Source organism: Devosia sp. 67-54, from assembly GCF_001899075.1.
Taxonomy (GTDB): domain Bacteria; phylum Pseudomonadota; class Alphaproteobacteria; order Rhizobiales; family Devosiaceae; genus Devosia_A.
Genome location: NZ_MKVA01000005.1, coordinates 467,849 through 480,914 on the forward strand (window position 1 = coordinate 467,849; position 13,066 = coordinate 480,914).

Sequence of the window (13,066 nt, forward strand, 5' to 3'; positions counted from 1 at the left end):
TCGGTCGTTTTAAGTTGACGGCGTCGATCCGCATTTCTATGCCGCCCGCAGTTCAATCGCGCGTCATGAGGTGTTCCGTGAACATGCGTCTTGCTTTCCTCTGCGGCCTGGTGGCCGCTGCTTTGGCCCTGCCTGCCCTGGCGCAGGACGACGGGCTGGTCGTCTACAATGCGCAGCACGAGGCGCTGACGCAGGAATGGGCCGACGGCTTCAGCAAGGAGACCGGGATCAAGGTGACGCTGCGCAACGGTAGCGACACCGAGCTCGGCAACCAATTGCTGCAGGAGGGCGCCGCGTCGCCGGCCGACCTGTTCCTGACCGAAAACTCGCCGGCGCAGGTGCTGGTCGACAATGCCGGCCTGTTCGAGAAGCTGCCGCAGGACATCCTCGACGAGGTGCCGCCGGCCTATCGCCCGTCCTCGGGCAACTGGATCGGCATCGCGGCGCGCTCGACGGTGTTCGCCTACAACACCGATCTGCTGAAGCCCGACCAGCTTCCCAAGTCGATCATGGATCTGGCCAAGCCCGAGTGGAAGGGACGCTGGGCGGCCTCGCCGTCGGGCGCCGACTTCCAGGCGATCGTGGCCGCCATGCTGTCGCTCAAGGGCGAGCAGGCGACCGCCGACTGGCTGAAGGCGATGAAGGACAACGCCGTGGCCTATCGCGGCAATACCGCCGCCATGAAGGGCGTCAACGCCGGCGAGGTGCAGGGCGCGGTGATCTACCACTATTACTATTTCGGCGATAAGGCCAAGACCGGCGAGAACAGCAACAAGGTGGCGCTGCATTTCTTCAAGGGCCAGGATCCGGGGGCGTTCGTGTCCACCTCCGGCGGGGCGGTGCTGAAATCGAGCAAGCACAAGGCGGAAGCGCTGGCCTTCCTCAAGTGGATCGCCGGCAAGGGCGGGCAGGACGTGCTGAAGACCGGCACCTCGTACGAATATGCGGTGGGCGTCGACGCCGAGTCGAACCCGGCGCTGCCGCCGCTCTCCAGCCTCGAAGCGCCGACGGTCGATGCCTCCGGGCTCGACAGCAAGAAGGTCACCGAGTTGATGACGGCGGCCGGCCTGATCTAGAGGATAGGACGATTTGCCCTGCCGGAACGGCTTCCGGCGGGGCCGAGGCGATGCTATGCGGGCGTCGAAAAGCCCGGAAAGTCCAAAGTCTTGAGTGGTGCCCTCGCAGCTTCCCCGCCCGCCTCGCGGCCGCTCCGGCTGCCACAGCGGGCGGTTGCCTATGCGGTGGCGACGCTGGTGGCGGCGCTGAGCCTGATCCCGCTCGGCTTCATCGCGTGGGTGGCGGTGGCGGGCGGCTGGGACCAGGTGCGCACGCTGGTGTTCCGTCCGCGCGTGGGCGAGCTGCTGGCCAACACGCTGTGGCTCGAGGCGATCACCCTGCCGGTGGCAGCGGCGCTGGGGGTGGGGCTCGCCTGGCTGACCGAGCGCACCAGGCTGCCCGGCGCGCGCTGGTGGGCGGCGCTGATGGTCGCGCCGCTGGCCATCCCGGCGTTCGTGCAATCCTACGCCTGGAACAGTGTTCTGCCGCAACTGCACGGCCTGCCGGGCGCGGTGGTGATCGCGCTGATCTCGTACCTGCCGTTCGTCTATCTGCCGGTGGCGGCGCAACTGCGCCGGCTCGATCCGGGGCTCGAGGACGGCGCGGCGGCGCTGGGCAAGGGGCCGCGGGCGATCTTCTTTCGCGTGGTGCTGCCGCAACTGCGCTGGCCGGTCTGCGCCGGGGCGCTGCTGGTCGGGCTGCATTTGCTGGGCGAATACGGGCTGTTCGTGCTGATGCGCTACGACACCTTCGCCACGGCGATCGTCGACCAGTTCGAGAGCGTCTATAACGGCCCGGCCGCCAATCTGCTGGGCGGCGTGCTGGTGCTGTGCACCGTGGTGCTGATCGGGCTCGAGACGATGCTGCGCGGCGACCGGCGCTACGCCCGGCTGGGGGCCGGCGCGGCGCGGCAGCCGGTGCGGCACGAGCTCGGACGCTGGCTGGCGCCGGCGCTGGCTGGCCTGACCGTGGTGGCGGTGCTGTCGGTCGGCGTCACCCTGGGCACGCTGTTGCGCTGGCTGTGGATCGGCGGCACCGCGGTATGGCGGCTCGATCAGGTCGGCGCGGCGCTCTGGCAATCGGTGTTCTACGCGCTGGCCGGCGGCGTGCTGACGACGCTGCTGGCGGTGCCGATGGCGTGGCTGACGATCCGCGCGCCGGGGCGCTGGCAGCGCGTGCTCGAGGCGTCGCATCTGTATGTGGGGGCGCTGCCGGGGATCATCGTGGCGCTGGCGCTGGTGTCGATCACGGTGCGGCTGCCGATCTACCAGACGGCGTGGACGCTGACCTTCGCCTATGTGCTGATGTTCCTGCCGCGGGCGCTGACGGGGCTGCGGTCGTCGATGGCGCAGGCGCCGATCGAGCTCGAGCGCGCGGCGATGAGCCTCGGGCGGCCGCCCATGGTCGCGGTGATGCAGACGACGATGCGGCTCGCGGCACCGGGGATTGCCGCCAGCATGGCGCTGGTGGCGCTCGGCATCGCCAACGAGCTGACCGGCACGCTGCTGCTGGCGCCCAACGGCACGCGGACGCTGGCAACGAAATTCTGGGCGCTGACCAGCGAGCTCGACTACGTGGCGGCGGCGCCCTATGCGCTGCTGCTGATCGTGCTGTCGCTGCCGCTCACGGTGCTGCTGCGGCGGCAGGCCGACAAGGCGCTCGCCGCATGAGCCTGTTGTCGCTGAGCGGGGTGAGCAAGCGCTATGGCGAGGTGCGGGCGCTCGACCGCGCCACGCTGTCGGTGGCGGCCGGCACGCTCACCGCCATCGTCGGCGCCTCGGGCTCGGGCAAGACCACGCTGCTGCGGCTGATCGCCGGGTTCGAGATGCCGGACGAGGGCAGCATCGTGTTCGACGAGCTGCAGGTGGCGGGGCCGCTGCGCATGGTGCCGCCGCATCGGCGCGGCATCGGGCTGGTGGCGCAGGAGGGGGCGCTGTTCCCGCACCTCAGCGTCGGCGGCAATATCGGCTTCGGCATGGAGCGGCGTTCCGATCGGGCGGAGATCGACGCGCTGCTCCGGGCGGTGGAGCTCGATCCGGCCATCCGCAAGCGGATGCCGCACGAATTGAGCGGCGGGCAGCAACAGCGCGTGGCGTTGGCCCGGGCGCTGGCGCGGCGGCCCAAGCTGATGCTGCTCGACGAGCCGTTCTCGGCGCTGGATGCGGGCCTGCGCGCCAACATGCGCGAGATGGTGAAGCGGCGCCTGCAGGCCGACGGCGTCACAGGCATTCTGGTGACGCACGACCAGCAGGAAGCGCTGAGCTTTGCCGACCAGCTCGCGGTGTTGGAGGACGGGCACGTGGTGCAGGCCGGCTCGCCGCGCGAGCTCTACCTGCAGCCGCGTACCGAGATGCTGGCGCGGTTCCTGGGCGATGCACTGATCCTCGATGCCGAGGTGCGGGCCAGCGAAGTGGAGACCCCGCTCGGGCGGGTGCGCGTGACGCGCACCACCCGCGACGGCGCCGCGCGCATCATGCTGCGGCCCGAGCAGGTGCGGCTGGTGCCGTGGAGCGAGGGCACCCCGACGGCCGAGATCGTCTCGGCCTCGTTCGAGGGGCCGATCACGGTGGTGCGGTTCAAGGCCAATGGCGCGACCTTCACGCTCAAGGTGCCGAGTGCCGACGCGCCGGTGCAGGGCCGCGCCTCGATCGTGCTGATCGGCACCGGGCACGTGCTGCCGCAATAGGGGCAGGGCGAAATCCGGTGGCTGCGGCCCCCACCCCCAGCCCCTCCCCGCAAGGGGGAGGGGGGCGATAGAACTGCATTCTCCGGTGGTGCAGTCGAGAATCCTCGCCCGCGCCTGCGGCGCAAGGGAGGATTTCCCGACTGCTAGGGCAGGTATCTCTGCCTGAGGTGCGCCTCGAAGTAGTTGCCGTTCAGCTTCTCGCCGGTGGCGTGCACCAAGAGGTCCGGGGTCGAGTAGCGCGAGGCCTGCGTCCAGATCCGGTCGCGGCGCCAATCGTTGATGGCGACGAAATGGCCGCGGCGCATCTGCTCGCGGGCATCGGGGATGTCCTTTTCCATCGCCGCCCAGAGCTGCGCCGCGATCATGGCGCCGAGGGTGTAGCTCGGGAAGTAGCCGAAGGCGCCGCTCGGCCAGTGCACGTCCTGCATCGGGCCGTCCTTGTAGGTGTCGCGGGTGGACAGGCCCAGATATTCGGTCATGCGGGCGTGCCATTGTTCCGGCACGTCGCGCGGGCGGATGCTGCCGTCGATCAGGCCCTTCTCGATCTCGAAGCGCAGGATGACGTGCAGCGGGTAGGTGGCCTCGTCGGCGTCGACGCGGATGAGGCCGGTCCTGACCTCGTGCACATGCGCCAGGAGGTCCTCGATGTCCCAGCCGGCGATGGCTTCGTCGCCGAGGTGCTGGCGGACCAGCGGCATCGCCCATTCCCAGAATTCGGCGGAGCGGCCGACCTGCTTTTCCATGAACAGGCTCTGGCTTTCGTGGATGGCCATGCCGCGCGCCTTGCCGACGGCGAAGTTCGACCACTCCTTGGGCAGACCCTGCTCGTAGAGGCCGTGGCCGGTCTCGTGGATGATGCCCATCAGCGAAGAGAGGAATTCGGAGGTGGTGTAGCGCGTGGTCATGCGCACGTCGGTGGGCACGCCGCCGCAGAAGGGGTGGTGCGACACATCGAGGCGGCCATGCGCGAAATCGAAGCCGATGGCTTCCATCACGGCGAGGCCGAGGGCCTTCTGCCGCTCGATGGGGAAAGGGGCGTTGAGCGGCTTCAGGGCGCGGCGGGCGCGGTCGGCCTCCTGCTTCGCCAGCACCGCCGGCACGAAATCCCTGAGGAAGAGCTTGAGGCGCGCGAACACCGGAGCGATATCGGCGGCGCGGTTGCCGGGATCGTACTGTTCCATCATGGCGTCGTAGGGATCGAGGCCGAGCGCCCGGGCGCGCAGCTCGGCTTCCTCGCGGGCGATGCCGACCACCTCCTCGAAGGCGGGCAGGAAGCCGGCCCAGTCGTTCTTGCCGCGCAACTCGCGCCAGAGCTGCTCGGAGCGCATGCGGGCCACCACCTGCCGGCGCACGAAATCGGCGGAGAGGCAGGTCATGTTGGTGTAGACGCGGCGCTGCTCGCGGATCGCCGCCTGCTGCATGTCGTCGAGCGGCTCGTCCTCGGCCGCGGCCAGCCAGTCGCCGATCTCCGGGGCCGTGGCCATCTCGTGATACATGCCGGCCAGCACCGCCATGGATTCGGCGCGCTTTTCGCCGCCGCCCACCGGCATCGTCACCGCCTCGTCGACGCTCAGCATCGATTGGGCGTGCTCGATGGCCTCGAGCTTGTGGCCGAGCTCTGACAGTCTGGCGAAGGCGGAGTTGGCGGACATCTTGACGTCTCCGTGGGGCGGGAGACTGCGCATAGCCAAATGCAGCGCCGGTTGGAAGCTACTTCCGCACCCGGTCGAGCGACAGGCCGATGGCCACGCCGATGGCGATGCCCAGGCCGATGCCGGTCGCCAGATTGCCCCAGACCGTGCCGATCACGGCGCCCAGACCAACGCCGATGGCGATGCCGAGCGCCAGATTGGCGCTGGTTTTCTTCTTGGGATCCGTCTCGTCGCCGGCCATGTCCGGTCTCCTTTCAAAGGTCCCATTTAGGGACCGGGGCCGTGATGTAAAGGGTTGGGCCCGGCCCGATGCCCGGCGATGCCAGCATTTCCGGGGCAGAGACGGCGGGCCGATGTCCACCGGGTGGTGGACGACAGCGCCGGCAGCCTTCGCCAGGATCGGGCTCATGGCCCAATTTGGAGGATGGCGCATGAAACTGCGTAACTTTCACCGCGTCCTGGCGTTCTGCCTCGGGGTGGCGATGACGCTGCCGGCGGCCGCCGCGCCGCTGGCCTATGCCGCGAATGAACGGGGGGCATTCGGCTGGGCCATGGATGCGGGAAGCCGGGGGGCGACCGAGAGGCTGGCGATGCAGCGCTGCGGCGGCACCGCCAATGGCTGCAAGATCGTGATGTCCAAGAACGGCGACTGCATGGCGGCGATCGAGTCCAGGGGCACGCCCAGCCACCCAGGCTATTGGTACTGGGTCGGCTACACGACGGCTGTGAATGCCTATGCGCGTTCCAGCGAACTGCAGCGGGTGCGCGGCCTGGTGTATCACTGGTGCACCGGCGTCGGCGCCGGCCCACCCTTCAACACCTGCCGCTCCGTCCACTCCGATTGCGCCAGCTATATCCGGAATCTCAATTGAGCGGCGCATAAAGGGGACGGGGCGCAGCCGGGGAGGACTGCGCCCCTCAGAAAGGCGGGCCCTTCTGGACTTCGCCTCGGGCCGGCGCGCGCCATTGGGGGAATGCGCGAGCCGGAGCTGGGACCGGCGGCGGCGCCGCCGGGAATTGATGCGTGCTGCTAGAACGGCAGGATGGCGTCGGCGATCTGCTGGCCGTAGCGCGGCTGCTGCACGTCGGTGATCTGGCCGCGGCCGCCGTAGGAGATGCGGGCCTCGGCGATCTTTTCGGACAGGATGGTGTTGTCCGACTGGATATCTTCCGGCCGCACGATGCCCTGCACGACGAGGTCGCGGATCTCGAAGTTCACCCGCACCTCCTGGTGCCCTTCGATGACGAGGTTGCCGTTGGGCAGCGTCTGGGTGACGACCACGGCGACATTGGTGGTGAGCTTTTCGTTGCGGTTGACCGAGCCGGTGCCGCCGTCGCTCATGGTGCCGGCGGTGGAGACGCCACCGCTCGGGCTGACGTCGACGCCCGGCACCTTGGTGCCGAACAGCGAGCCCAGGCTGGTGCCGATGCTGGCGTCGTTACCCGAGGTGCGCTTGCGGCTGGTGGCGTTGGAGATCTGGGCGCTGTCGTCGATGGTGACGATCACCGTCAGGATGTCGCCGACCTTGTGGGCGCGCTGGTCCTTGAAGAAGCCGCGGGCGTCGGTCGAGAACAGCGAATTGGGCTGGTAGCTGGCCGGCACCACGGCCGGCATCGGCATGTTGACCGGGGTGTAGCCGGGCTGCGCCGTCGGGTCGGCGATGGCGGTGAGCTTGGGCGCGTCGCCGACGCGGGAGAGCTGGTCCATCGTCGCACAGCCGCCGAGCAGCGCCATCAGCGAGAGCGTGGTGATCAGTTTGAGGGCGTTCATGTGCATCTCTCAGAGCGAGGCCACGGTGGTGGCGGCGGACAGGATTTCGACGGTGCCGTCGGCGCGGGCGACGCCGTGCAGCACTTTCTTGGTGATGATGTTGAGCACGTCGACCGGCTGGCCGGCGGCGGCGGTACCCAGCGCCTGGCCGCGCACCGTCAGCGTCATGGCGCCGGCCTTGAGGGTCACGGTGACCAGCGCGTTGCGGGTGACCACGGTCGGCTCGCTCACGTCGGACGCCTTGAGCATGATGCCGGCCCGGCTCTGGCGCACCAGCTGCTTGCCGACGAGCTGGTCGAGATCGGCGTAGCCGCCGGCCGCCGCCATGCTCAGCGGCACCTCGGCGAGCTCGAAATCGGCGGCGCTCAGGATGGTGCCGGCGGCGTAGGTGTCGAGCAGGCGCGGCGCCTTGGTCATCAATTGCAGCGTGCCGGTGAGGTCGACCGGCCGGTCGATGCCGGCGATCATGAAGCGGGCGGCGAACTGGCCGGTCTGCGGCGTATAGCGGAGGTCGGCAAGGGTGGCCGGCGCCGGCACCTGGCTGGCGTTGAAGCTCACATTGGCAAGGTCGAAATGCGTCTCGGCGGTGACGCCGCTGGTGAGCACGCCGCGGCGGTCGAGCTCGGCCGTGATGAGGCTCGACAGGGCCGGCGCATCGACCACGGTGGTGAGGCGGGTGACGCGGATGCGGGTGTAGCCGATATTGTCGAAATCGGCGAGACCGACCAGCCTGGCCGCGCTCGCGACGCTGGCGATGGGCACGATGCCGGTGGTGCCGGGCGCCGGGGCGCGGAAGATCGCGGTTTCCGACAGGGCGCCGGGATTGTCGAACATGTCGCCGATGGTAACGAGGTCGGCATTGACGGTGATGTCGCCCTTGAGCGTCGGCTGCGCCAGAGCGGCAACGGTCGAGAGCAGGCCGATCGCCAAAGCCAGAATGAGGGATTTCATCGGTCAGCCTCCTCAGCGCATCTGGCTTACCGACGAGAGCATCTCGTCGGCGCCGGTGATGACGCGGGCGTTCATTTCGTAGGCGCGCTGCGCGGCGATCAGGTCGGCGATCTCGGTCACCGGGTTGACGTTGGCCTGTTCGAGATAGCCCTGCATCAGATGGCCCATGCCGTCGGAATTGGGCGTGCCGGCCTGGGCGGCGCCGCTGGCGGCGGTCTCGACGAAATTGTTGTCGCCGACGGATTCGAGTCCCGACGGATTGACGAAGCGGTAGAGCTGCAACTGGCCCAATTGCGTCGGCGTCGTGGAGGTGCCGACATAGGCCTGGACGATGCCGTCGGCGCTGATCGAGATCGAGTTGGCGTTGTCGGGAATGGTGATGCCGGGCTGCACCTGGTAGCCGTCGACATTGACCAGGAGGCCGTTGGGGCTGCGGTCGAACGAGCCGTCGCGGGTGTAGCCGGTGCGGCCGTCGGGCAATTGGATGGCAAAATAGCCTTCGCCGGACACGGCGAGGTCGAGGTCCTTTTCCGTCGGGTTGACCGTGCCCTGGCTCATCACGCGCGGTGTCGCGGCGGTCTTGACGCCGGAGCCCACCTCGATGCCGACCGGCGCGGTGGTGCCGGAGTCCGAGGTGCTGGCGCCGGCGCGTGCATATTGCTGGTACAGCAGGTCCTGGAATTCGGCGCGCTGGCGCTTGAAGCCAGTGGTGCGCATGTTGGCGATGTTGTTGGAGATGATTTCGACGTTGCGTTCCTGGGCAGCCATGCCGGTGGACGCGATGTAGAGAGCTTTCATCTTTTCCTCCGGCTCAGGCGGTCATGTCGCCGAGCTTCTGCACGGCAGTGGAGCGCAGTTCGTCCTGGCGCTGCATGATGCCGGCCAGTGTCTGATAGGCACGCTCGATGCGGATCATGTCGGCCATCGACTGCACGCCCGAAACGTTGGAGCGTTCGACGGCGCCCTGGACCACGACGGTGTTGGTGGCCGGCGTGCCGGCCGGCCCCGAATAGTAGTTGTTGCCTTCACGGGCCAGCACCTGCGGGTTGCCGAACTCGACCAGCGCCAGCTTGCCCTTGCTGCCCTGGCTGGTGCTGATGCTGCCGTCCCTACTGATGGCGATGTCGGTGTCGGCGCTGTCGAAGGTGATGGGGCCGGAGCTGCCCAGCACCGGGTTGCCGGCGAGGTCGACCAGGGTGCCCTTGGCATCGATCTGCAGCGAGCCGTTCTTGCTGTAGCGCGGGCCGGCGGGCGTCTGCACGGTGAGGAAGCCCTCGCCGCTGAGCGCCACGTCGAGCGGGTTGCCGGTCTGCTCGATCGAGCCGGTCGACATGTCGTGGATGGTCGACCAGTCCTCGGTGTAGTGCACGATGTCGTCGCTGCCGGCGAAGTCGTTGTCGCGGGCGACCGGCATCAGATAGTCCTGGAACAACATGCTCTCGGACTTGAAGCCGGTGGTGTTGATGTTGGCCATGTTGTTGGCCACGACATCCATCTGGCGCTGCAACGCGATCTGTCGCGAGAGCGAAACTAGCTGCGCATTTTCCATTCGCGCATATCCCCGTCGTCTGTCCCCGAAGCGTTCCACCTCCCCAGGCGGGTCGCCTCGGCGTTAACAGTGCAGAAACCGTGCCAAAGCAAAAAGCTCAACGATTTCAGCGATGTCCAACATTCGCCCGGTTCGCGGCGCTAGACCCTGCGGTGCCCCGCGGCAAGAACGACCCGGCAAATTCTGCCGCTTTGGGACAGTTGGTAAGGGATCGTTAACCAACAGACGCTTAGCTGCATCGGGAAGCGGAATCGTCCGGATTTGCGGGGGTTTGCCATGGCTGTCGACGCCGAGGCGGAAGACGGGGACGGCGAGGGCCAGGTTGCCGCCAAGCGCGGCATCCCGCGGCGACTCCTGATCATCGGTGCCGCCGGACTGATCGTCCTGCTCCTGGCTGGAGCGGCGCTCTATTTCTTCGTGTTCGCCGGACGCTCGAGCGATGCGGCGCGGGCGCAAGCCGCGGCGGTGCTCGACAGCTTCATCTTCAACCTGCCGACGATGACGGTGAATCTGGCGCCGGACGAGGGGGCCAAGACCGACCAGTTCCTGAAGCTCACGGTGGCGCTGGAAGTCGCCAATGAGGGCGTGATGAAGGACATCCAGCCGCGCATGGCCAAGGTGATCGACGCCTTCCAGGTGTACCTGCGCGAGCTGCGCAAGAGCGACCTCGAAGGGTCCGAAGGCGTCTACCGGCTGAAGGAGGAATTGCGGCGGCGCATCAACGTCGCGATCTTCCCGGCGCAGATCGACGGCATCCTGTTCAAGGAAATCCTGGTGCAGTGATGGCGGGGCCGCAGGACCAGGACAAGCTCGCCGAAAGCTGGAACCCCAATGTAGGGGCGGATGGCGACGGCATTTCCGCCGACTGGGCGGCGATGCTGGAGAGCGACGGCGCCGGCGCGTCGCCGTCCGACGGCACCGACCGGGTGCTCAACCAGGACGAGATCGACAGCCTGCTGGGGTTCGACGCCAACACCACCAGCAATGTCGAGCTCACGGGCGTGCAGGCGCTGATCAATTCAGCGCTGGTGTCGTACGAGCGCCTGCCGATGCTCGAAATCGTCTTCGACCGGCTGGTGCGGCTGGCGACGACGAGTCTCAGGAACTTCACCTCGGACAATGTCGAAGTGTCGATGGAGTCGATCTCCTCGGTGCGCTTCGGCGACTATCTGAACTCCATTCCACTGCCGGCGATCCTCAGCGTCATCAAGGCCGAGGAATGGGACAATTTCGGCCTGCTCACCGTCGACAGCAACCTTATCTACTCGATGATCGACGTGCTCCTGGGCGGGCGGCGCGTCGGCGGGCAGATCCGCGTCGAGGGGCGGCCCTACACCACCATCGAGATGGCGCTGGCGCGGCGCATGATCGAGGTGATCCTCGAGGACACGCACAAGGCGTTCGCGCCGGTGACCGAGGTCAATTTCCGGCTGGAGCGGCTCGAGACCAATCCGCGCTTCGCCGCGATCTCGCGTCCGGCCAATGCGGCGATCCTGATCGAGCTCAGGATCGAGATGGACGATCGCGGCGGCAAGATCGAAATCCTGCTGCCCTATGCCACGATCGAGCCCATCCGCGAGCAATTGCTGCAGATGTACATGGGCGAGAAGTTCGGCCGCGACCCGATCTGGGAAGGCCATCTCGCCACCGAGGTCTATGCCGCCGACGTGACGCTCGATGCGGTGCTGCACGAGTTCGACCTGCCGCTCAGCCGGGCGCTGGCGCTGGCGCCGGGCGAGACCATCATGTTCGACCGCACGCCGCACGATCCGGTGACGCTGCGCTGCGGGGACGTCGAGCTGACCGAGGCCCTGATGGGGCATATCGGCAATCATGTATCGGTGCGCGTGACGCGCCCCCTCAACCCGCCCAAGGTGACCATGGCGGCGTTCGAGGCGCTGGACAAATCCGAGGAGGGTCGGTGATCGTGGGCTTCAACCTTGGGATGCTGGTGGAGGGGTCGGTGGCGGTGCTGCTCGCCGTCACCATCGGCTATTGCGCCATCCTCAACCAGCGGTTGAAGCGCCTGCACTCGGACCGCGAGACGCTGGCCAAGATGGTCTCCGACCTGGTGCAGGCGACGGGCCTTGCCAATGCGGCGATCACCGAGCTCAAGACGGCGGCGCTCGAAGCCGACGCCAAGCTCAACGACCGGCTGGTGCAGGCCAGGGAACTCGAGGCGGAGTTGCACGCGCAGGTGTCGAGCGGCTCGCAGCTCATCGAAAAAATTGCGCGCATCACCGCGGCCGCCAAGACGCAGCCTTTGCCCGACGCACCGGCGGCAAAGCCCGAGCCGGCCAAGCCGGCGGTGGCGGTCGAGCCGCAGAGCCGGCTGCATTCGGCGCTGCAGCAGCTCGCCATGCGGCCCGGTATCGGAGGCAAGGCCGCTTGAGATCGATCCGCCTCCTACCGGTCGTCATCTTCGCCGCGCTGGCGCTCCTGGTCTTCAAGGGGATCGGGCTCGTCACCAATGGCGGCTACGTGCTGACCGGACCGGTGGCGGTGGTGGCCGAGGAGAGCGACACGCCCAGCGCCGATGCGACCATCGCGACGCCATCCGAGGCGACGATGGCCGACACCAGCCCGACCATGGACGATTCCCAGCCGACGCTCGCCACCAAGGTCGACGCACCGCCGCCGGTGGCGAGCAGCCACGAAGCGGCCGCGTCGTCGGCGGCGGCCTCGTCGGCGGCGGCCGACGCCAGCACCTCGTCCTCGGCCGCGAGCGCCGTCGAGGCGTGTCCGCCCGAGGGCGCGCCTGCCGCGGCCAGCCAGCCGGAGGCGGCATTGCCCGCGGGCTGCCAGGCCGCGTCCGCGCCGGTCAACGCGCATGGCGATGCGCTGCCGACCGTCCGCACGGCCACGGGCGCGGTGGAGCCGCTCAGTGCGGTCGACGGCGACAACAGCGAGCAGGCGCTGCTGGCGCGGCTCGGCGAGCGGCGAGCGCAGCTCGACAAGCGCGAGGCGGATCTGGCGATGCGCGAGTCGCTGGTGGCGGCGGCGGAAAAGAAGCTCGACGAGCGCACCAAGGAACTGGCGGCGCTGCAGCAGCAGGTGGCCAGCCTGGTCGACCAGAAGCAGGCGTCCGAGGCGGCCAATTTCAAGGCGATCGTGTCGATGTACGAGACGATGAAGCCCAAGGACGCGGCCAAGATCTTCGATACGCTCGACCTCAACGTGCTGATCAAGGTGGCGCAGGCGATGAATCCGCGGAAGATGTCGCCGATCCTCGCCGCGATGAGCGCGGCGCCGGCGCAGGCGCTGACCACGGCGCTGGCGACCACCGGCGACACCGATACGGTCGCGCAGGTGGCCGGCGGCCAGGACCTGTCGCAGTTGCCGCAGATCGTCGGCCACTAAGGCGCCGCCGCCACCGCAAGGCCCCGGAAAATCCATGCTGT

Annotated in this window: 14 protein-coding genes; 8 read left to right on the top strand and 6 right to left on the bottom strand. The window is 68.1% G+C overall.

Features of this window, described 5'->3' with window-relative positions; genetic code table 11:
- Nucleotides 1-65: 65 nt before the first annotated feature.
- The 3 genes from BGO82_RS07295 to BGO82_RS07305 all read left to right on the top strand — a co-directional run bounded on the left by BGO82_RS07295 (nucleotide 66) and on the right by BGO82_RS07305 (nucleotide 3,742).
- Nucleotides 66-1,076 (top strand): iron ABC transporter substrate-binding protein, encoded by a 1,011-nt coding sequence (locus tag BGO82_RS07295; protein ID WP_291304904.1) that lies wholly within the window; start codon nucleotides 66-68, stop codon nucleotides 1,074-1,076.
- 138 nt (nucleotides 1,077-1,214) lie between these two features.
- A complete protein-coding gene (locus BGO82_RS07300; RefSeq protein WP_291305688.1) occupies nucleotides 1,215-2,726 on the top strand; it encodes an iron ABC transporter permease in 1,512 nt (503 codons plus the stop codon).
- Complete coding sequence (locus tag BGO82_RS07305; protein WP_291304905.1) at nucleotides 2,723-3,742, top strand: ABC transporter ATP-binding protein; 1,020 nt, start codon at nucleotides 2,723-2,725, stop codon at nucleotides 3,740-3,742. Before BGO82_RS07300 ends, BGO82_RS07305 begins: the two co-directional genes overlap by 4 nt.
- 143 nt (nucleotides 3,743-3,885) lie before the next feature.
- On the opposite strand, the gene BGO82_RS07310 is transcribed toward BGO82_RS07305, so the two are convergent.
- Nucleotides 3,886-5,394, bottom strand: coding sequence for a carboxypeptidase M32 (locus BGO82_RS07310; RefSeq protein WP_291304906.1), 1,509 nt, complete (start codon nucleotides 5,392-5,394; stop codon nucleotides 3,886-3,888).
- A 58-nt stretch (nucleotides 5,395-5,452) separates the two neighbouring features.
- Nucleotides 5,453-5,635, bottom strand: a complete 183-nt coding sequence (locus tag BGO82_RS07315) for a hypothetical protein (RefSeq protein ID WP_291305714.1) — start codon at nucleotides 5,633-5,635, stop codon at nucleotides 5,453-5,455.
- Nucleotides 5,636-5,825: 190 nt separating this feature from the next.
- On the opposite strand from BGO82_RS07315, the gene BGO82_RS07320 reads away from it, so the two are divergent.
- The gene (locus BGO82_RS07320; RefSeq protein ID WP_291304907.1) at nucleotides 5,826-6,266 is read left to right on the top strand and encodes a DUF4189 domain-containing protein; all 441 of its coding nucleotides are present in this window, start codon (nucleotides 5,826-5,828) and stop codon (nucleotides 6,264-6,266) included.
- 158 nt (nucleotides 6,267-6,424) lie between these two features.
- Here the strand turns inward: BGO82_RS07320 and flgH are convergent, their stop codons facing one another.
- The 4 genes from flgH to flgF are packed head-to-tail and all read right to left on the bottom strand — an operon-like array spanning nucleotide 6,425 to nucleotide 9,665.
- Entirely contained in the window at nucleotides 6,425-7,165 is a 741-nt protein-coding gene (flgH, locus tag BGO82_RS07325; RefSeq protein WP_291304908.1) for a flagellar basal body L-ring protein FlgH, read from the bottom strand.
- Nucleotides 7,166-7,174: 9 nt separating this feature from the next.
- Nucleotides 7,175-8,116: a flagellar basal body P-ring formation chaperone FlgA gene (gene flgA, locus BGO82_RS07330; RefSeq protein WP_291304909.1), complete on the bottom strand. Its 942-nt coding sequence runs from the start codon at nucleotides 8,114-8,116 to the stop codon at nucleotides 7,175-7,177.
- Nucleotides 8,117-8,128: 12 nt separating this feature from the next.
- On the bottom strand, nucleotides 8,129-8,914 hold the full coding sequence (flgG, locus tag BGO82_RS07335) for a flagellar basal-body rod protein FlgG (RefSeq protein WP_291304910.1): 786 nt from the start codon (nucleotides 8,912-8,914) through the stop codon (nucleotides 8,129-8,131).
- A 13-nt stretch (nucleotides 8,915-8,927) separates the two neighbouring features.
- Nucleotides 8,928-9,665 carry a flagellar basal-body rod protein FlgF gene (gene flgF, locus BGO82_RS07340; protein WP_291304911.1) on the bottom strand — a complete coding sequence of 246 codons (738 nt, stop codon included), beginning with the start codon at nucleotides 9,663-9,665 and terminating at the stop codon, nucleotides 8,928-8,930.
- Nucleotides 9,666-9,941: 276 nt separating this feature from the next.
- Between flgF and BGO82_RS07345 the strand changes: the two genes are divergently transcribed.
- Genes BGO82_RS07345 through BGO82_RS07360 form a run of 4 tightly spaced genes read left to right on the top strand, consistent with a single transcriptional unit; the run spans nucleotide 9,942 to nucleotide 13,025 of the window.
- Nucleotides 9,942-10,448 carry a flagellar basal body-associated FliL family protein gene (locus BGO82_RS07345; protein ID WP_291304912.1) on the top strand — a complete coding sequence of 169 codons (507 nt, stop codon included), beginning with the start codon at nucleotides 9,942-9,944 and terminating at the stop codon, nucleotides 10,446-10,448.
- Nucleotides 10,448-11,590, top strand: coding sequence for a flagellar motor switch protein FliM (gene fliM / locus BGO82_RS07350; protein WP_291304913.1), 1,143 nt, complete (start codon nucleotides 10,448-10,450; stop codon nucleotides 11,588-11,590). The genes BGO82_RS07345 and fliM overlap by 1 nt, the downstream gene beginning before the upstream one ends.
- Entirely contained in the window at nucleotides 11,587-12,057 is a 471-nt protein-coding gene (locus tag BGO82_RS07355) for a DUF6468 domain-containing protein (RefSeq protein ID WP_291304914.1), read from the top strand. Before fliM ends, BGO82_RS07355 begins: the two co-directional genes overlap by 4 nt.
- Entirely contained in the window at nucleotides 12,054-13,025 is a 972-nt protein-coding gene (locus BGO82_RS07360; RefSeq protein ID WP_291304915.1) for a hypothetical protein, read from the top strand. Before BGO82_RS07355 ends, BGO82_RS07360 begins: the two co-directional genes overlap by 4 nt.
- The last annotated feature ends 41 nt before the right edge of the window (nucleotides 13,026-13,066 follow it).